Genomic DNA, 19346 nt, shown 5'->3' with positions numbered 1-19346 from the left:
GAGGACGCGACATGGAACCGATGAAGCCGATGGAACCCATGAAGCCCATGGAGCCGATGAAGCCCATGGAAGGCACCAAGCCCTGGTGGCCGGAGGATCTCGGATCCCCCTCCACCAGCGGCGCGCAGAACGGGATGAAGTACGCCTTCTTCCCGGACAAGCACCGCCTGCTCATCGAGACGAACGGCACGGTCGAGACCTACGACAGCGGCGACCATCGCATCGGCGGCGTCTCGCAGGCCGATGGCGGGTCCAAGTCCCTCACCTTCACGAGCCAGAACGGCGAGGTCGATCTCGGTTCGCTGAAGAAGGTGGACTGAGGCCCTTGCGCCCTCCTCCCGGTCCTTTAACTCGACAGTCGAGACAGGACCGGGAGCAGGCCGTGGGCGAGCGGATCGACCTCATCGCGCAGGATGGGAGCACGGCATCGCTCTCGACCCACGGGGCCGAGCCGGTCTCCTGGCAGGTCGGGGGCACCGAATATCTCTGGAGCGGCGACCCCGCCCACTGGAACAGGCACGCCCCGTGGCTCTTCCCGGTCGTCGGCGCCTCGGCCGGCGGGGCGGTGACCGTGGACGGGCGCCGCTACCCGATGGGCCAGCACGGCTTCGCCCGCGACATGCCCTTCACCGTGATCGACCGGAGCGCCGATTCGGTGCTCCTGCGCCTCACCGACGGCCCGCAGACGCGGGACCACTACCCCTTCGCCTTCCGCCTCGATGTGGCGGCGCGGCTGCGCCGGGCGGGGCTCGACCTCGCGGTGACGGTCGCCAACCCCGGCGGGACGCCCCTGCCCTATGCGCTGGGGTTCCACCCGGCCTTCCCCTGGCCCTTCGCGGGGGGCGAGCGGGCGAAGGAGGGCGGCTATGCGGTGGCGTTCGAGCAGGCCGAGCGGCCCTTCGCCCCGATGGTCGGCGAGGGCGGCCTCCTCCTGCGCGACGAGCAGCCGGTGCCCCTCGACGGCGCACGCCTGCCCCTGGACCCCGCGATCTTCACCGAGGCCTTCGTCCTCCGGAACGCGAACAGCCGGGTGATGCGCTTTACCGGGCCGGGCAAGGCGATCCGCATGGAGATGGAGGACTTCCCGCACCTCGCGGTCTGGACCAAGCCGACCGCGCCGTTCCTCTCCCTGGAATGCTGGACCGGGCATGCCGACTGGGCGGGCTTCGCGGGCGAGTTGGCGCAGCGCGACTCGCAGCGTCTCCTCGCCCCCGGTGCGCAGGCGCACCACGAGGTGCGCCTGAGCCTGGAGGGCTGAGGGCGTGCGCGTCTGGGTGGCGCGGCCGGAGCCGGGGGCCTCGCGCACGGGCGCGGCCCTGGCCGGGCTCGGCCACGCGGCCCTCGTCGCCCCGGTCCTGGCCGTCCGTCCGGTGGGGGAGCCGCCCCCCGCGGGTCCGTTCGAGGGCATCGTCCTCACCAGCGCCAACGCCGTGCCGGCCCTCGGCGCGGATTTCCGCGGCGTGCCGGTCTTCGCCGTGGGCGCGCGGACCGCGGAGCGCGCCGCCGCCGCCGGGCTCGGCCCGGTGACCGAGGGGCCCGGCGACGGTGCGGGCCTCGCCGCCCTCGTCAGGGGCCGCCTGAAGCCGGGCGCCCGCCTGCTCCACGCGGCCGGGGCCGAGCGCAAGCCCGAGCCCGCCGCCGCCCTGGAGGCCGCCGGTTTCCGCCTCGTCACCCACGTCGCCTACCGCGCCGAACCCGTCCCCCGCCTGCCCGATCCGGTCGGCGCCGCCCTCGCGGCGGAGGGGCTGGAGGCGGCCCTGCACTACTCGCATCGCAGCGCCGAGGCCGCCGCCTCGCTGTGCGAAGCGGCGGGACTCGGCGGAGCTTTCCGGGCCCTCGATCATTACTGCCTGTCCGCGGATGTCGCCCGGGCCCTGGAAGTCGCGGGTGTCCCGGTCCATTTCGTCGCGGCGTACCCGCGCGAATCCGCGCTGCTCGATGGGCTTTCCCGGTGACGGGTGGCCCGACACACGCATCAGGCCCCCATCGCCGGAAGCGGCGGCGGGGTGGTAGGGGAACGGGCCACCGCGACGCCGCGGGGGCTACGACGCCGAAAGTGGAGGATCTGCCCGTGACGCCAGCGCCCAGCGACGCAGACAAGCCGGTCTCCGGCCCGGCCGGCGCCAAGCCGGACGCGTCGCCCGCGAAGGGCGGCTCGCCCTCGCCCGCGCCCAGGGTCCCCTCCGCCGATGGGGCGAAGCCGGCCGTGCCCGGCGGCGACGCCAAGCCGGGCGCCGGGCCCGCACCCGTCTCCCCCTCCGCGGCGAAGCCCGTGACGCCCTCCCCGGCCGGCACCCCGCCGAAGCCCGGCCCGGCGACGGCCGCCGTCTCGGGCGATGCCAAGACCGAGCCTTTCAAGGCCGAGCCGCCCAAGGCCGGGCCTCCCAGCTTCGAACCCCCGAAGGCCGACCCGGCGAAGCCCGGGGCGCCCGGGGGTGCCAAGCCTGATCTCAAGCCGATCCCGGCGACCGCGCCGGAGACGAGGCCCCCGGCCTCCGGCCCCGCCAGCACCCCGCCGAAGCCCGGCGGGTCGGGCGTCACGCCCCCCGGCGCGGCCAAGCCGGATGCGGTCAAGCCCGAACCCGCCAAGCCGGCCGCCGCGGGCGACGCATCGAAGCCGGGCCAGGGCAAGCCCGATCCGGTGGACACGGCCGGCCCGAGCGCCCGCGCCGGCGGCCCCGCGGGGGCCGTGGCGGGTGCGGCGGTGACGGCCGGGCCGATCCTCGACCTCAAGGCGACCCGCGTCCCCGACGCCTCCGCGGGCAAGGACGCGCCGAAGGATCCGGCCAAGACCTCCGCCACCGGGGCCAAGCCCCCGGAGGCGGGGATCGGCGCCAAGCCACAGACCAAGCCCGAGACGAAGCCCGAGACCAAGTCCGGCACCGGGGGCCCCTCCGGGACGGGGCCTGCGGCCACCGTGCCCCCCGCCGCCCGGGCGCGGGGCGGGTTCGGCTCGGTCGCCGCGGCCGGCCTCCTCGGCGGCGTGATCGGCGCGGGCCTGCTCTTCGCCGCGGACAAGGCGGGCCTCGGCGGCGATGCGGGCCGCGTGAGCGCCCTCGATCAGAAGCTCACCGGCCAGATCACCGCCCTCGACCAGCGCGTCGGCACCCTCGCCCCCAGGGACGCCCTCTCGGCCCTGGACAAGCGCGTGGCGACCGCGGAGGCCAGCGCCAAGGAGGCCCTCGCCAAGGCTTCCGTCGACAAGGCTTCCGTCGCCCCGGCGGGCACCCCCGACCAGGGTCAGCCGGCCGGCCAGGCCGCGCTGCCGGCCGACCTCGCCTCGCGCCTCGACAGCCTCGACCAGCGCGTCGCCGCCCTCCAGGAGGAGCCGGGGCGCGACGCGTCCGGCGCGGCCGGGCTGGGCGTCACCCAGGCCGACGGCGGCAAGCCCCTCGCCGCGCTCGCCGCCCGGGTGAGCGCCCTGGAGGGGGCCTCCGGCGGGGCGAGCGACGGTCAGGAGCAGATCAAGCAGACGGCCGACGCCCTCGCCTCCCTGAAGGGCGAGGTCGAGGCCCGCACCAAGCGGAACGCCGATGCCGACGCGGCCCTGGGCCAAAGGCTCGACTCGCTACAGCAGACCCTCGACGCCCGGGTGAAGTCCGCCACCGAGTCGGTCCAGGCGACCACCGAGGCGAGCCGCAAGGCGGCCGAGGCGGGGCAGGCCCAGGCGGCGGAGACCGCCAAGGCCACGGACCGCAAGCTCGCGGAGCAGGCCGACCGGATCGCCGCCCTCGACAAGGGGCTCGCCGACCGGGCGCCGGCCTCCACGGTCCAGGCGGCCCTCCGGGTGGTCGTCGCGGACCGGGTGGCCTCGGCGCTCGCCAGCGGCGCGCCCTATGCCGAGCCGCTGGCGACCCTGCGCAAGCTCGATCCCGCCGTGCAGGATCAGGCCTCGGCGCTCGCCCCCTTCGCCGAGAAGGGCGCGCCGACGGTCGGCCAGCTCGCCGGCACCTTCCGCGGCATCGCCGACAGGATCGCCCAGGCCCGTCAGGCGGCCCGGGCCAAGGCGGCGGCCGAGACGGGCGACTTCCGCGCCAAGCTCCTGAGCATGGCCGACGGGCTGGTGCAGGTCCGCAAGGCCGATTCCGCCGCCCCGGCCGACGGGCCGTCGGCGGCGCCCGAGGAGGCGGTGCAGGCCGCCCTCGACCGGGGCGACCTCGCGGGGGCGGCCAAGGCCTTCGACGCCCTGCCGGCCGAGGCGAAGGCGCAGGCGGGGGAGTTCGGCACCACCCTCGCCACCCGGGCCCAGGCGGCCCAGGCCTCCCAGGCGCTCACCGCCTCGGCCTTCCAGGCCCTGCCGGCCCCGGCCGGGCAGAAGTGACGGCGGCGCCCGCCCGCCCCCGCAACCCGTCGGCATGGGGCCGCACGCGCCCCGCGCCATCCCGCACGCGTGCCGGCCTTCCATGGGCCGGCGCCAGGAGAGACTGACCCCATGTGGCGCGCCCTCGCCTACCTCGTCCTGCTGGCCGTGGCCGCCTTCGGGGCGGTCTGGATCGCCGACAGGCCCGGCACCGTCACGGTGGTCTGGAACGGCTACCAGATCGGCACCAGCCTCGCCCTGGCCATCGTCGGGGTGATCGCGGCGGCGGTCGTCCTCGGCCTCGTCTGGGCGATCATCCGAGGGGTGATCGGCCTGCCGGAGGTGCTGGTGCGCGGCTCCTCCGAGCGGCGCCGGGCCAAGGGGCTCTCGGCGCTGTCGCGGGGCATGATCGCGGTGGGCTCGGGCGATCCCCTGGCCGCCCGGCGCTATGCGGGCGACGCAGAGCGGCTCCTGGGGACCGAGCCGCTGACCCTCCTGCTCAAGGCGCAGGCCGCGCAGATCTCCGGGGACCGCGAGGGCGCCGAGCGCGCCTTCCAGGCCATGGCCGACGAATCCGAGACGCGGGTGCTGGGCCTGCGGGGCCTGTTCGTGGAGGCGCGCCGCCGGGACGACGAGGTCGCCGCCCGGGCCTACGCCACCGAGGCGGCCCGGCTGGCGCCGAGCGTGACCTGGGCCAACGACGCGATGCTGGAGGCGCATTGCGCCGACACCGACTGGACCGGCGCCCTGGAGACGGTGGAGCGCCGGGCCTCCCTCGGCCTCATCGACAAGCCCGCGGCCAAGCGCCAGCGGGCGGTGCTGCTCACCGCCATCGCCCGGGACCGCGAGGCCGGCGAGCCGGAGGCCGCCGCCGAGCGGGCCCTCCAGGCGGTCAAGCTCGCCCCCGACCTCGTGCCCGCGGCCTGCATCGCCGCCCGGCTCCTCGCCCGCCGGGGCGACCTCAAGAAGGCCGCGCGGATCGTGGAGGCGGCGTGGCGGACGAACCCGCACCCCGACCTCGCCAAGGTCTATCTCGGCCTGCGCACCGGCGATTCCGTGCGCGACCGGCTCGCCCGGGCGGAAAACCTCGCCAAGCTCTCCTCCTGGGACCCGGAGGCGCGCCTCGCCGTGGCCCAGGCGGCCCTCGACGCCCGGGAGTTCGGCCGCGCCAGGGAGGCGCTGCAGCCCCTGACCACCGACCAGCCGACCGTGCGCACCTGCCTGATGATGGCCGCCATCGAGGAGGCCGAGCACGGCGCCCAGTCCGGCCGCGCGCGGGAATGGCTCGCCCGCGCCGCCCGCGCCCCGCGGGACGCCCTGTGGATCGCCGACGGCACCGCCTCGCAGACCTGGGAGCCCGTCTCTCCGGCCACGGGGCAGCTCGACGCGTTCCAGTGGCAGGCCCCGCCGAACGCCCTCGCTGCCCCCGCCGGGCCGATGGACCCCGAGGCGGACGAGCCGCGGGAGGAGACCCTCTTCGTGCCGGCCAAGCCCCCCGCGGCCCCGCAGGCGGACAAGGGAACCGCCGACCCCGTCTCGGCAGGCATGGCCGCAGCCGCCCTGCCCGTCCCCGCCCCGGTCCTCCCGGCCGCGACGGCGGCGGTCCCGCCCGCCGGACGCGACACCACCGCACGTGGTATCGAGCTTGCATCGGGTCCAGGACGTAGCAATATCTAGACAACGGCTCATTCCGGGCCACGCGGGGCAACCCGCCGACAAGGGCGTCGTGGGCTGTGGCCCGGACGCCCCGAGGAGCCTCCGATCGCCACGCGCACCGTCAAGCCCGGCCAGGCCAAGTCCAGCCAGGCCAAGTCCAGCCCGTCGAAGTCCAGCCCGTCGAAGTCCAGCCTGTCCAAGCTCGCCTCCACCAAGTCCCACTCCGCCAAGTCCGGCCCTGCCAAGGGGGCCGTGAGCAAGGAGGGGGTGAGCAAGGGCAGCATGGACCGGCCCCTGGCCTTCGACCTCCCGACGGAGGAGACGGAAGAGCCCCGGCGTCAGGTGGGCGTCCTGCCGATCCGCCGCGGCCGCGACGGGGCGATGAAGGTCCTCCTCGTCACCTCGCGCGAGAGCCGCCGCTGGGTGATCCCGAAGGGCTGGCCGATGAAGGGGCGCAAGCCCTTCGAGGCGGCGGCGCAGGAGGCCTACGAGGAGGCCGGGCTGCGGGGCGCGGTCGGCAAGCGTCCCCTGGGCTACTACCTCTACGAGAAGCGCCTGAAGAACCTGGAGGCCGTCACCTGCCAGGTGAAGGTGTTCCCGCTGCGGGTGCGCAAGCAGCTGAAGCATTTTCCCGAGGAAAACCAGCGGGATCTGCGCTGGTTCACCCCTGCGGAGGCGGCGGACGCGGTGACCGAGCCCGGTCTCGCGGCGATCATCCGCGCGACGCTGCAACGTCCGGCGGTGCTGGAGGCGACGGCCTAGCCCTGAGGGGCTCCTGCAAAACGAGCGTTGCCAAGCCGTCCCCGATCCGGTATGGCCCCACTCGCGCGGTCGGAACGCCCCAGCGGCACCCCGATCCGCCCGCATCCCCGAGGGGATGCCAGATGCTGCGGTAGCTCAGTGGTAGAGCACTTCATTGGTAATGAAGAGGTCGAGAGTTCAATCCTCTCTCGCAGCACCAGTCACCTAGCTCGGTCTTAGAGCCCCCCAAAAAAGCTTCCGGGTAACGTGCTGGGTAAACGGCGCGCGTCCGTTATGGCAGGTCTGCAGCCCCGAACCTCCGGCCCCTGCCCTGTCGAGGGAGCGGCCTCGGCGTGCCGTTGCGTTGACGGTGGGAACGGGCCTCGCACCTGCAGGAGCATGGATCGCGATAGACAGCACTCTCGGTGCGGGTGGTGGTGAGGGCCGGCCCGCAGGGGGGTGCTTTCGCCCGGCCCATCGTCGTGGTATTACCGAAATCATGCCGGCGTCGAGTGCGGACATACCGAAGAAGCGCGGACGGCCTGCAACTGGGCGTGATCCGATGCTGACCGCACGCATGCCGCAAGAGGTCATTGAGGCGCTCGGCGACTTCGCCCGTGATCGGGAGGTCAGTCGGTCCGAAGCTCTGAAGCGGATCGTCAGCGAGCACCTCACGGCGAAAGGCTACCTGAAGTGAGCCACAACGCTCAGCCTTTGAACGCGCGCGATGTCCTGCGTTTGTCGACGAAGCTCGCTGAGCGGATGCTCCACACCAACAGCACGGGGCACGCATTTTCCGTCGATGAACTCGAAGCAGTGGTGAAGGCGGCGGAGTTTCTTCACGCCCACAACGTGCCATGGCCGGCGGTCGTCACCGAAATCATCGACATGCTCGTCGCGCAGAAGGAAGCTATCGGTTTGGCGGCGGGCGATACTGCCGCCAGCGGTTCGGATGTCATCCGCTAGCCAGCCATCGGGAGAGGCGCTGGGGGCGAAGCAAGACCGAGGCTGGACACCGCGCGGTCGGGGCGACCGGATGGGGCGCCTAGACGAGGGCCGGGAGCACGAACGGAGCCGACATTCGGTCGTCTGCCGCGGCGGCTCTACTGACGCCGCCAGTCTACGCACCGGTTAGCGTTGTCGGCTTCAAGGCAGTCGGTCTCGGACGCCAGGGAGCCGCAGGATTGCCGGCCTGACCGGCCGGGTCATCGCTGAGAATGGCACGGGAAGCGAGCCGGATTATCCACGTCATTGAGTCTCGATTTCGCACCGCCCGGCTGTAAGCAGATGACCCGGTCGGCTTGAATCGTTATGACTGATAAGCTTCTCCGATGGCCTTCGAAATTCATTATATGGCCGCAAAATTACGGCCTAAGCCTCATAATCGATATCGAACAATGGTAGGGTTATGATAATAACGCGCTTCATTCTTATGGCGGTTTCAGCTTTAGCCTCTCTGTTTTTGATTGCTTTCTGGACCATATCCGGCAGAGCTGCGGATCTCCTGCTCTTGATTGCGCTGATATTTTTCGCGTCGAACACATTTTATCTTTTCTTTACGCGACCGACAATCATGACGAGCGATATCATTCAAAAAGTATCGGCATTCTTTGCCCGCGCGTCATTGGAGCTACAATATCAAGCTCAAGAAGCCCACGAGCGGGAGGTGATTTCAGAGAAAAATCGTCTCAATGAAGCGGAGTACAATCAGCAAAAACTTCAGGCTGCGCGGGATTTTCTGGAACAGGTGCGCGCGAAGATACCATCGGACAGAAAAATAAGCCTGGATACTCGACAAATTACACAGCAGTTCCGTCTCAAGGATCCCGCACTCCCGGCGCCGGTATCCTACCCAGCCGCAGCGGACAGTGCCCGCCTCACAATCAGCCACGATACTGTTGCGGCGTCCGCCCAACCCACACCGTCGATAGTGCCGTCGCCATCCAGCGCCGCCTTAAACTGACATGGCCGCTCGAGGGGCAGGCTCTCGGCCCCGCCTCGCAAGGGCGACCAGCCCGCTCTGGACGGAATCGGCGCGCATTGCGGACGGGCGGTTTTGCGGATCCAAGCTTGCCTGCCGATCGACGACACGGCCCGGCCAAAGACGGGAACCCGCTCGGTGCGCGTGGCGCGCCAGTCCGGCGGGCGGATCGCCAGGAATGCTGATTGCCCGTTACTCGTCTCCCTCGCGGGGCGAGCCGGGCCACCTCTCCGTCGCCTCAGTCGGAGCGAGATGCCCGGCCTGAGGATGTACAGGTCCGCCTTCGGCATGTTGCGCAGAAAGGCGTCCGCGCCCGGCACGATGACGGGCGGGGTCATGGCGGCCCCACGGCACGGGCGTCGGTAGCGGCTGGCCGTGCCTCCAGGCCGGCCAAGCCGAGCAGGAGATGGTGCGGGTGAGGCAGTCGTAGGGCAATGCTGCCCGGATCTCCCGCTCGTCCGGCCGCGCCAGAATGGCGTACTCGTCGGTCCAGGTGTCCGGATCGTACCGCGCAGCGTGGGGGCCGGTGCTGAGGGGGCGTTGCTTGACGCTCTCCAACGAGCTGAACGCGTCGCCCTGCTCGGAATGCGCCGCCGCATCGGCCCAGTGCCGGGCGATTCCCTGCCACGTGGCACCCCGGCCCTCCGCGATGGCCTCGGCGTTCCGGATGGGCCATCGCTGTGCGGAACCCGGCCGGGCCCCGGCGATCCCGTATGACGGGCGTGTATCGCGCGATGTCGAAAGGGGCGACCAGCGCCTCCATGGTCTTGGCGGGATCACCGGAGGTGTCGGTGTGCTGCGCGGCAGACGGCGCGTCGCCCTGGCCGAAGCCCCAGTCGTCGGGGGCGATCGGCTGGTCGCGGTCGGACAGCCGTGGCAGCAGCGGATCCCACTGCCGGTCGCCGTGCGGCAGCGGGACAGTCGGCGCGTGCCGCAAGCCCGCCTCGCGGGGAAAAACGGATCGCGACCCGATGAGCGGCCGCCGTGGCCGGAGCCCGACACCGCCCGCGCCTCACCCCCGGCTGCCCCTTCGCTGGGAGACGGACCGGCATCGGCCCCCCGATGATGCCGGAGCACAGCATCCGCCAAAATCGAAGAACTCGATGTATTTCGAAAATCAAAGAAAATTTCAAATAGACAACGACGATTGATAAAAGAAAACCCATTTTATTTGGCGAAACTCGGAACCGTATTTATGGTCAAGCTGCCGAACGAGTGGCGGCCAAACCATTAAAAAGCTGCAACGCTCACCTTCGCCAAAAGCGAAGACTGCGATTGCGCGCGGATTCGGGTCGATGCCGGCGCTTGCGCGCGAGTGGCGTCGAATGTGGGGACACCATGCGACACCTCAAGACGATTCTGCTCTGCTCTTCGGCCCTGTTGGGCACCGGAGGCGGCGCCCGCGCCGCGGATCTCCCGGTCAGGAAGGCAGTCCCCGTCGACTATGTCCGCGTCTGCACCACCTACGGTGCAGGCTTCTTCTACATTCCGGGGAGCGACACCTGCCTGCGTCTGTCGGGCCGGGCGCGGTACGACTACCTGTACCAGAGCAGCAAGGTCCGCACCGGCACCGGCGGTGACGTGTCCGGTTATGTCGGCCTGCTCCGGCTGAACCTCGATGCCCGCACGGCCACCGATTACGGCACCCTGCGCGCCTTCATCCGCCTCGACGTGGCCTCGCGCAGCGGCCCCTTCCTGACCTCCGCCTCCCGGCAACGCGAGGGGCAGGCCTTCCCGGGCCTCGGCGCCGACGCCTTCGGCCGGACGCAGGATTTCGTGAACGCCGACAAGGCCTTCATCCAGTTCGCCGGCCTCACCGCCGGCCGCGCCTCGTCCTTCTTCGACTTCTACTCCCACGACTTCGAACTGATCGGCGGCACCGCCGGATCGGACAATTACAGCACGAACCTGCTCGCCTATTCGGCGGTGCTCGGCAACGGCATCACCCTCACCGGCTCGATGGAGGATCCGACCTTCCGGCGCTTTCCGATCTTCGGCAGCGGCGCCGCCGTCGGGGCCTTCACGGCGGCCGGGGGCTTCGCCGGCTACAGCAACGCCTTCAATCCCTTCACGCCCTCCACCTTCCTCGCCCCCATCGTCGTGGGGCCGGGCACCGTCGCCTTCGTGGACGTGACGCAGAAGAGCCGGTTGCCGGACTTCGTCGGCGTCGCGCGCCTCGACCAGCCCTGGGGCTCGGCCCAGCTGTCGGCGGCGGTCCACGAGATCGACGCGGGCGACGCGTCCAGCACGGTCGCGGGCGTCAGCACCGCCACGGCGGGGCTCGGCATCGCGCCGACCGGCCGGGCGTCCAGTGCCTACGGCTTCGCGGTCCAGGGGGCCGTGAAGGTCAACCTGCCCTTCATCGCCCAGGGCGACGCCTTCTACCTCCAGGGCGCCTACGGCCAGGGCGCCATGAGCTACACCGGCATCTCGAACTACACGGCGCCCTACGATGCCCTCGCCGCCGCCCCGGTGAGCGGCGGGTCGTTCCTGCAATACTACTCCGATGCCGTGCTGAACCCGGCCACCGGCAGGCTCGAACTCTCGACCTCGTTCTCGGTCGTGGCCTCGCTGCTGCACTACTGGTCGCCGTCCTGGCGCTCGGCCGTGTTCGGGAGCTACGCGGAGATCGACTACAACCCGAAGGGCCGCAACGCCCTCGGCGCCCTCGGCTTCGGCTTCGCCCCGACCGGTGCCAGCGCCGCCAACGCCCTCGCCTTCGCCACGAGCCCGATCCTGCGCGGCAACAACCAGATCGTCACGGGCGCCAACTTGATCTGGACGCCGGTGAAGGACCTCGATATCGGCGTCGAGGGCGAATACATCCGCACTGCACTGAACAGCGGCGTCACGCCCGACATCTCCAAGAACTCCCTGCGCACCATCAGTTCGCAGGATGCCGGCCAGTTCCGCTTCCGCGTCCAACGCGACTTCTGACCCGACCTGTCCCGCACGATCGAACCCGCCCGGCCGTCAGGCCGGGCTTTCGTCGTTGGCATGGCGAGCAAGCATCGTTCAACGAATAAAACTTTTTTTCATTGAGATATCATCAGGTCATGCTAGAAAGATCATAGCTCTTCGGCGGAATATTCGCTGCCTCCGAGCGAATGCTTAGGTTTCAGCGGCGACCGACTCAGGTACCGGGGCCTGTCGGCTCTGAACCAAAGCTTCAGACCCTTCGACTCAGCCGACCGGGAAACCGGTCGGCTTTTTCGTGCGCTGAAACCGGGGCCATCCGGCTTGAAATCGGCTTTAAAAATCGAACCGGATGTTCAAGATGAAAACCTTATTGTTTGATAAAACATTGAATTTATACTTGGGTAGATACATTATGATGGCATGTCGCCAGCGAGCGACGCCACCAATACGAGATTCCGCCATGAAGACCATCGTCCTGGCCTGCACCCTCGGGGCCGTCCTGATGTCCGGCGCCGCCTCTGCCGAGGGGACCCCGCCGCGCATCGACCCGAACCTCATCATCCGCACGGGCGGCGACGGGCTCGATGCCGACGCCTACGCGCAGGGCAACGACCGGTCCGGCGGCATGTGGCAGAACGCGGAGGGCGCGAGCGGCTCCCTCGCGGCGCAGCGCCCGACGGCGGTGGGCGCGATCCCCGCCAACCGGCAATGGACCCGCCTGCGGACCCAGCAGCGCCGGGGTTCCGGCGACTCGTACTGAGCGGGGAGGCCCCCGGCCGCGGCGCGCCCTACGCGCTCCGGGCCGGGCCCACCGCCAGGGGGCCGGCCGTCGGCATGGCCGGCTTCCAGACCAGGGTCGCGCGCGTGCCGCCCCCGTCGCTCGCGATGTCGAAGACGGCGCTGTGCAGCCGTGCGATCGAGTCCACGAGGCTGAGCCCGATCCCGAAGCCCCCCTTGCCCCGGATCAGGGCCCCCCGCCGGAACCGCTCCCGCACGGCGCCCAGTTCGTCGGCCGGGATCCCGCAGCCCGTATCCGCGACCCGGATGCCGGCGGGGGCCTGCAGCAGGGCGACCTCCACCTCGCCGCCGGCGGGCGTGAACTTCAGGGCGTTGTCGATGAGGTTGCTCACCGCCTCGAAGATCAGGCTGCGGTCGCCCTCGACCAGGCAGGGCTCCTCCGGTCGTTCCCAGCGGAGCGGGATCTCCCGCTCCAGAGCCAGGGGCTCGTAGTACTCCACCGCGTCTTCCAGCAGGCGCGCGAGGTCGACCTCGGTGAAGCCGGAGCGGCGCAGGCGGTCCTCCATCTCCGAGATGCGCAGCAGGGCGGAGAAGCGGATGACGATGTCCTTCACCTCCACCAGGGCGTCCTCGTTGCAGGCGCGGAACGCCTCGACGCTGTCGGCCTTGCGCAGCGACCGCTCCAGGGTGCCCACCACCCGCGTCAGGGGCGTGCGCAGGTCGTGGGCGATGTTCTCGTTGACGCCCTTGATCTCGAGCATCAGCCGCTCGAGCTGATCGAGCATGTCGTTCACGACGCGGGTGAGGTGGGCGAGGTCGGCCGAGACGCCCCGGGTCGGCAGCCGCTCGCTCAGGTCGCCGCGCATGATGCGCTCGACGGCCTTGGTGATGGCGTCGTTCTGGCGGAGCGACCCGGCGCCGAAGATCACCGCGCCGATGAGGCCGATGACGACGGTGGCGGCCATGCCCCAGACGAAGGTCTCCACCAGCGCCTTCTCCAGGGCCTCCAGATCCTTGGCCGAGCGGCTGACGAGGACGTAGTCCCCGTCCGGAAGCCGGCTGAGCTGGCTGAACAGGGTGCGGGGGCCGTGGTCCGTCCGGTGGGTGAGGATGAAGGGGTGGCCGACGGGGGCCGCCCGGGGGAAGGGGATCGGCGCCCCGGCCCGGTGGGCGTAGTCCGGGCCGAACAGCGTGAGCGGGCGCCCGCCCTCCGCGAAATCCTCGGACGCGTCGATCCGCTCCCGCAGGGCGCGCGGCGAGAGGCCGAGCAGATGCTTGGACTCCCACCCCACCCATTCGAAGGCGGCCTTGCGGCCGTAGCTGCGGGTGTCGACGTAGAGGAACCCCGACAGGGCCAGGGAGGCGGTCCCGAAGGTCGCGAAGAACAGGCACGCGACCCGGAACCCGCTGGTGCGGCGGACCTCAAGCAGTCGCACGGAGGATGAAGCCCGTGTTGCGCACGGTGTGGATGCGCGGGTTCAGTCCGTCGGGATCGATCTTCTTGCGGATCTTGCCGATGTGCACGTCGATGACGCTCGACTGGTGATTGAAGCTGTAGCCCCAGACCGACTCGAAGATCATCTTCCGGCTCACCAGCACGCCGGCGTTCTGCATGAGGAACTCGATGATCGCGAACTCCTTCGGCAGCAGCTCGATCTCCCGGTCGGCGCAGTGGAGCACCCGCTCGATCAGGTCGAGGCGCAGGTCGCCGACCACCAGTTCGTTGACCGCCTCGGCGGCCAGCTTGCGCCGGGCCAGGGCATCGACCCGGGCGGTGAGCTCGATGAACTCGAAGGGTTTGGCGAGGTAGTCGTCGCCCCCGGCGCGCAGGCCGTCCACCCGCTCGTTCACGGCCGAGAGGGCGCTGAGGATGAGGACCGGGGTGGAGACCTTGGCGGCGCGCAGCTTCGTGAGCAGCACGAGGCCGTCGATCTCCGGCAACATGCGGTCGAGGACGATGACGTCGAAGTCGCCGCCCAGGGCCTTCTTCAGCCCGATGGACCCGTTCGAGGCCTCATCGACCCGGAAGCCGTACTCGGTCAGGGCCGAGCCGATCTCGGCGGCGACCCGCCGGTCGTCCTCGACGACAAGAACGCTGGCCATCCTTTTTTCCTTCTTATTATGGACCCGCCGGACCGCCCTGCGCGCGGGCGTCTCGGACGGGTCGCCGGAGTTAGGCTCTTCGGCATCGGAGTCAAATGGCGGCCCGTCGGGGCGGGGGGCGTGCGTCATTTCGTCGGCGAAGCTTATCGAAGGGGGGCTGTCCTCGGCCATGCCGGTCACTCCGCGCTGGCCTGCACGGAGAGCTTGGCGACGGGCTCCCCCGAGGAGACGGTGCCTTTCGGGACGACGCGGCTGCCATCGTGCAGGTCGGCGGGCGGGTTCAGGACCACCGTCTCGCCGCCCTTCAGCCCGCTGCGGAGCTCCAGCCACGTGCCGAGATCGCGCGCGATCGTGATCGGCCGCAGCTGCACCGTGTCGTCGGGCTGGACCACCGCCACCTGCGTGCCGGCCGCGTCGAAGATCAGCGCCTCGGCGGGGATGCGTACGCCCGGATGCGCCCGGGGCACGGCGAAGGTCACGCTGACGTAGAGGCCGGGCCGCAGGACCCCGTCGGGATTGCCCACGTCGACCTCGGTGTCGAGGGTCCGGACCGCCGAGCGGAGCGCCACGGAGCTGCGCGAGACCGTGCCCGCGAAGGTGCGATCCGGCAGCTGGGCCACCTGCACCGTCGCCCCCACGCCGTCGTGGATGCTCACCGCCGCCGATTGCGGCACCTGGACCGCGACGCGCAGCACGTCGGTGCTGTCCTCCGCGAAGAGCGGCGAGCCGCCGCCGGAATCGGCGTGGACGAGGTCGCCGACATCGACCCTGCGCGACACGACGATGCCGTCGAAGGGGGCGGTCACGTCCTCGAAGGTGGTGAGCGTCCGCAGCCGGTCCACGGTGGCCTGCTGGGCGGTGATGTTGGCCTCGGCGACCTTCACCTTCGCGTCCGCGGCGGTGAGGGAGGCCGTGGCGGTGAGCATCTGCGCCCGGCTCTGGTCGGCGTTCTGCTTCGAGGCCCAGCCCTGGCCGGCGAGCGTCGCGGTGCGGGCGTCGGTGGCGTTGGCGAGGGTGACGTTCGCCCTGGCCTGCTCCACGTCGGCGTGGGCGACGGCGAGCTGGGCCTGGAGCTGCCCGAGCTGGGCCTCGGCCTGGCGCTTCTGCTGGTCGAGATCGGGGGAGGCGATGCGCACCAGCAGGTCGCCCTTCCTCACCCGCGAGCCGATATCGACCTTGCGCTCGGCGACGTAGCCGGTGGCGCGGGCGAAGATGTCGGCATGGTCGAAGGCCTCCGTCTGGCCCGGCAGGGTCAGGCTGATCGGCCCGTCGTCCTCGGCGGCGGGGACGGTGCGCACCGTCGGCACGAAGCCGGCCGCGTCCGCCTGGGTGTCCAGGGAGGTGCGGTAGGTCTGCCAGTGGTGCCAGCCGCCGAGCCCGAGGGCGCTGCCGAGCGCCAGCAGCGCGATCAGGAACGGGCGCTTGCGCGGCGGGGGCAGGGCGGCGTGGGCGAAGGTCTCGCCCGCCGCGTCCTGGCGCAGGGGATCGGCCGCGACGGCCTGGGCATGGGCCCGTTCCACGGCGCCGGCCCCGGCGGCACCGTTCCCGGTGCCATCATTCCCGGCGTCTTGGGGATCGGTGAACGGGCTCATCAATAATCCTCGAGGGGCTTGATCGGGGCGCGGCGGAAGAGGGTGTAGAGGAGCGGCACGAAGAGCAGCGTCGAGAGCGTGCCCATGCCGATGCCGCCCATCACGGCGCGGGCGAGCGCGGCGTTCTGCTCGGAGCCCTCGCCCGAGCCGATCGCCATCGGGATCAGGCCGAGGAACATCGCCGAGGCGGTCATCAGCACCGGCCGCAGGCGGGTGTGGCCGGCCATCAGGGCGGCCTCCTTGGCGGAGCAGCCCGTGGCCTCCCGGTGCTCCTTGGCGAAGGTGACGAGCAGGATCGAGTTCGCGCTCGCCACCCCCACCGACATGATCGCCCCGAACAGCGCCGGGATGGAGAAGGCCGTGCCGGTGAGGAACAGGCTCATCACGATGCCGCAGAAGGCGAGCGGCAGGGCGGCGATGACCACGAAGGGGTCGGCCCAGGTCTGGTAGTTGAGGACGAGCAGCAGGTAGACCGCCACCAGCGCGATCCCGAGGCCGGTCTCGATATGCGCGAAGGCGCTCTCCATGCTCTCGATCTGGCCGCGCACCCGGATCTTGTCGGGGGCGGGCAGCTGCGCCTGCGCCTGCGCGACGATCCCCTCGACCGCGCGCCTCACGCTGCCGAGGTCGGCGTCCTGCACGTTGGCGAGGATGTCGAAGGTCGGCTGCGTGTCGATGTGGTTGATCACCGTCTGCTCCGGCTGCCGCCGCATCGTGGCGATGTTCGAGAGCAGGACCGGGATGCCCGGCTCGCCGTCGCCGGTGCCGTGGACCGCGACCGGCGTGTTCATCAGCCGGGCGATGTCGTCGTTGCGCCATTCCGGCGTCTGCACCCAGAGCTGGTAGGGCGTGCCGGATTTCGGGTCGGCCCAGAAGTTCGGGCTGACCTGGAAGGAGCCCGACAGCGAGACGTTGAGGTTCTGGGCGATCGTCTGCTCGCTGACGCCCATCTCCGAGGCGAGCCGGCGGTCGACGTGCACGGCCATCTGCGGCGCATCGACGATCTGGTGCAGGTGGACGTCCACGGCGCCGCGCACCGCCGAGATGCGGCGCACGAGGTCCCGGGCCACGGCGAGGTCCCGGGCGTCGTGGCGGCCGGAGACCTGCACGTCGATCTGCGCCACGGTGCCGAAGTTCAGGATCTGCGTGATGATGTCGGAGGGCTGGAAGTAGAACACGTCCGAGGGGAACGCATCCCGCAGGACCTTGCGCAGGCGCCGCTCGTAGAACGAGATCGGCCTGTGCTCGCCCTTCAGGTTGATGAGCATCTGCCCGTCGTTGTAGGCGACGAAGGACGCGTCCATGAAGGCGTAGTTGTAGTTCGACGCCGGCAGGCCGATGTTGTCGAGGATCAGCCCGAGCTCGTCCTTCGGCACCACCTGCCGGACGATGTCCTCCACCTGCGCGAAGGTCTTCTCCGCCTCCTCGATCCGCATCCCCGGCCGGGTGCGGATGTGGAGCGTCATCTGGCTCGATTCGATCTGCGGGAAGTAATCCTGGCCGACGAAGGGGAAGAGCCCCGCCGTCACGGCGAAGACGCAGGCCACCCCGGCGAGCGCCCGGCCCGGCCGCCGGATCACCGCGCCGAGCAGGCCGACATAGCCCGCATGGAAGCGCGCGAAGCCGCGCTCGAAGGCCGCCCGGAACGCCAGGGCGCCGCGCAGCGGGAGGCGCAGGAGCCCCGCCAGCGGCGCGAGCAGGCGCATGAGGGGCGCCCGGCGCCGGGGCTTGGCCTCCGGCGCGGGGAGGCCGCCGCCGTGGTGCCGGGCGTATTCCGGGGCGACGAGGACGTCGATGAGGATCGCCACCAGGGTGCGCGAGAGCAGGTACGAGGCCAGCATCGCGAACACCACCGCCTCGGCCTGCGGCACGAACAGGTAGCGGGGGGCGCCGGTGAGGAAGAACACCGCCGAGAAGGCCGAGCAGATCGCCAGCGTCGAGATCAGCGCCGGCTTGGCGATGCCGGCCACGCCCTCCAGCACCGAGCGGCGGAAGGGGTAGCCCTCCTCGAACATCCGGTAGGTGTTCTCGATGGCCACCGTGGCGTCGTCCACGAGGATGCCCACCGCCAGGGCGAGGCCGCCGAGCGTCATGACGTTGATGGTTTGGCCGAGCGCCACCAGCACCGCCAGCGAGGTGAGGATGCACAGCGGGATCGAGACGAGGACCACCAGCGTCGAGCGCCACGAGCCCAGGAACAGCAGGATCGCGAGCCCCGTGAGCCCGGCGGCGATCACCGCCTCGCGCACCACGTCGCCGATGGCGTCGGAGACGAAGACCGACTGGTCGAACAGCGGCGTGATCGTCAGGCCCTTGGGCGCCGCCGCGCGGATGTCGGGCAGGGCCGCCTTCACCGCATCGACCACGGCGAGGGTCGAGGCCGAGCCGTTCTTGAGCACCTGGAGCAGCACGGAATGCTTGCCGTCGGCGCGCACGATGTTGATCTGCGGCGGAGCCCCGTCGCGGACATGGGCGACGTCGCGCAGGAGGACCGGCTGGTCCTTCACCACCTTGATCGGGATGCGGTTGAGCTGATCGACGAGGCGCGGGCTCGAATTCAGCCGCACGGTGTATTGCTGGCCCCCGATCTTCGCGAGGCCCGAGGGGACGACGAGGTTCTGCGTGAGCACCGCGTTCGTCACGTCCAGGGGCGTCATCCCCACGGCGCGCAGCTTGGCGAGGTCGAGATCGACCATCACCTGGCGCGGGGCGCCGCCATAGGGCGAGGGCAGGGTCGAGCCCGGCACCTGGGCGAGGCGCTGGCGGGTGCGGTACTGGGCGTAGTCGAACACCTTCGTCAGGGGCTCGGTGGTCGAGGACAGGGCCAGCTGGATCACCGGCACCGAGGAGGCCGAGAAGCGCATGATCACCGGGGGCTGCACGCCCGGCGGCATCCGCGAGCGGATGGCGTTCATGGCGGAATCGACCTGCGTCATCGCGAGGTCGATGCTCACCGCGGAATCGAAGGAGATCCGCTCGGTCACCGTGCCCTGGATCGACGTCGACTCGATCCGCTTGATGTTGTTCACGTTGCTCGACAGCGAGAATTCGCTGTAGTTCGTGATGCGCTGGACCATGTCGGTGGCGTCGAGGCCGCTATAGGTCCACACCACGACGACGACGGGGATGTTCACCGAGGGCAGCACGTCCTTGGGCGCCACGGCGATCGCGCCGAAGCCGGCCAGGGCCATCAGGATCGCCAGAACGTAGAAGCTCTTGCGGAATTTCAGGGCGAAGCGGACGAGATTCATCGATCGATCGGGCTTCCCGGCACGATCCGCCCCGCGGCCGGCGCAGGTCCGCGCTCGGTCGAACA

Annotated in this window: 15 protein-coding genes and 1 tRNA gene; 12 read left to right on the top strand and 4 right to left on the bottom strand. The window is 70.7% G+C overall.

Going from position 1 to position 19346, the window contains the following annotated elements; translation table 11 throughout:
• Positions 1 to 11 precede the first annotated feature (11 nt).
• The 12 genes from MKK53_RS17565 to MKK53_RS17510 all read left to right on the top strand — a co-directional run bounded on the left by MKK53_RS17565 (position 12) and on the right by MKK53_RS17510 (position 12357).
• Positions 12 to 320, top strand: coding sequence for a hypothetical protein (locus tag MKK53_RS17565; RefSeq protein ID WP_243930003.1), 309 nt, complete (start codon positions 12 to 14; stop codon positions 318 to 320).
• Between the two features lie 62 nt (positions 321 to 382).
• Complete coding sequence (locus MKK53_RS17560) at positions 383 to 1258, top strand: aldose 1-epimerase family protein (protein ID WP_243930002.1); 876 nt, start codon at positions 383 to 385, stop codon at positions 1256 to 1258.
• 4 nt (positions 1259 to 1262) lie between these two features.
• Complete coding sequence (locus tag MKK53_RS17555; protein WP_243930001.1) at positions 1263 to 1955, top strand: uroporphyrinogen-III synthase; 693 nt, start codon at positions 1263 to 1265, stop codon at positions 1953 to 1955.
• Between the two features lie 116 nt (positions 1956 to 2071).
• Complete coding sequence (locus tag MKK53_RS17550; protein ID WP_243930000.1) at positions 2072 to 4321, top strand: translation initiation factor 2; 2250 nt, start codon at positions 2072 to 2074, stop codon at positions 4319 to 4321.
• A 111-nt stretch (positions 4322 to 4432) separates the two neighbouring features.
• On the top strand, positions 4433 to 5977 hold the full coding sequence (locus tag MKK53_RS17545; RefSeq protein ID WP_243929999.1) for a heme biosynthesis protein HemY: 1545 nt from the start codon (positions 4433 to 4435) through the stop codon (positions 5975 to 5977).
• Positions 5978 to 6238: 261 nt separating this feature from the next.
• Entirely contained in the window at positions 6239 to 6718 is a 480-nt protein-coding gene (locus tag MKK53_RS17540) for an NUDIX hydrolase (RefSeq protein WP_243930079.1), read from the top strand.
• 124 nt (positions 6719 to 6842) lie between these two features.
• Positions 6843 to 6917: transfer RNA gene (locus MKK53_RS17535), tRNA-Thr, on the top strand.
• A 342-nt stretch (positions 6918 to 7259) separates the two neighbouring features.
• Positions 7260 to 7394, top strand: a complete 135-nt coding sequence (locus tag MKK53_RS17530) for a ribbon-helix-helix protein, CopG family (RefSeq protein WP_243929998.1) — start codon at positions 7260 to 7262, stop codon at positions 7392 to 7394.
• A complete protein-coding gene (locus tag MKK53_RS17525; RefSeq protein WP_243929997.1) occupies positions 7391 to 7663 on the top strand; it encodes a hypothetical protein in 273 nt (90 codons plus the stop codon). Before MKK53_RS17530 ends, MKK53_RS17525 begins: the two co-directional genes overlap by 4 nt.
• A 466-nt stretch (positions 7664 to 8129) precedes the next feature.
• Positions 8130 to 8660 (top strand): hypothetical protein, encoded by a 531-nt coding sequence (locus MKK53_RS17520; RefSeq protein WP_243929996.1) that lies wholly within the window; start codon positions 8130 to 8132, stop codon positions 8658 to 8660.
• Between the two features lie 1356 nt (positions 8661 to 10016).
• Positions 10017 to 11615 carry a porin gene (locus tag MKK53_RS17515; protein WP_243929995.1) on the top strand — a complete coding sequence of 533 codons (1599 nt, stop codon included), beginning with the start codon at positions 10017 to 10019 and terminating at the stop codon, positions 11613 to 11615.
• Positions 11616 to 12057: 442 nt separating this feature from the next.
• Positions 12058 to 12357, top strand: a complete 300-nt coding sequence (locus MKK53_RS17510; RefSeq protein WP_243929994.1) for a hypothetical protein — start codon at positions 12058 to 12060, stop codon at positions 12355 to 12357.
• A gap of 28 nt (positions 12358 to 12385) precedes the next feature.
• Here the strand turns inward: MKK53_RS17510 and MKK53_RS17505 are convergent, their stop codons facing one another.
• The 4 genes from MKK53_RS17505 to MKK53_RS17490 all read right to left on the bottom strand — a co-directional run bounded on the left by MKK53_RS17505 (position 12386) and on the right by MKK53_RS17490 (position 19281).
• The gene (locus tag MKK53_RS17505) at positions 12386 to 13771 is read right to left on the bottom strand and encodes a sensor histidine kinase (RefSeq protein ID WP_243929993.1); all 1386 of its coding nucleotides are present in this window, start codon (positions 13769 to 13771) and stop codon (positions 12386 to 12388) included.
• Positions 13758 to 14438, bottom strand: coding sequence for a response regulator transcription factor (locus tag MKK53_RS17500; RefSeq protein WP_243929992.1), 681 nt, complete (start codon positions 14436 to 14438; stop codon positions 13758 to 13760). The genes MKK53_RS17505 and MKK53_RS17500 overlap by 14 nt, the downstream gene beginning before the upstream one ends.
• Before the next feature lie 176 nt (positions 14439 to 14614).
• Positions 14615 to 16030 (bottom strand): efflux RND transporter periplasmic adaptor subunit, encoded by a 1416-nt coding sequence (locus tag MKK53_RS17495; RefSeq protein WP_243929991.1) that lies wholly within the window; start codon positions 16028 to 16030, stop codon positions 14615 to 14617.
• Complete coding sequence (locus MKK53_RS17490) at positions 16030 to 19281, bottom strand: efflux RND transporter permease subunit (protein WP_243929990.1); 3252 nt, start codon at positions 19279 to 19281, stop codon at positions 16030 to 16032. The genes MKK53_RS17495 and MKK53_RS17490 overlap by 1 nt, the downstream gene beginning before the upstream one ends.
• Between the last annotated feature and the right edge of the window lie 65 nt (positions 19282 to 19346).

Origin of the sequence: Methylobacterium sp. J-076 (genome assembly GCF_022829405.1) — a bacterium.
Classification (GTDB): domain Bacteria; phylum Pseudomonadota; class Alphaproteobacteria; order Rhizobiales; family Beijerinckiaceae; genus Methylobacterium.
Note: the sequence above shows the minus strand (reverse complement) of the source record. Positions and strands in the feature narration are given on the sequence as shown.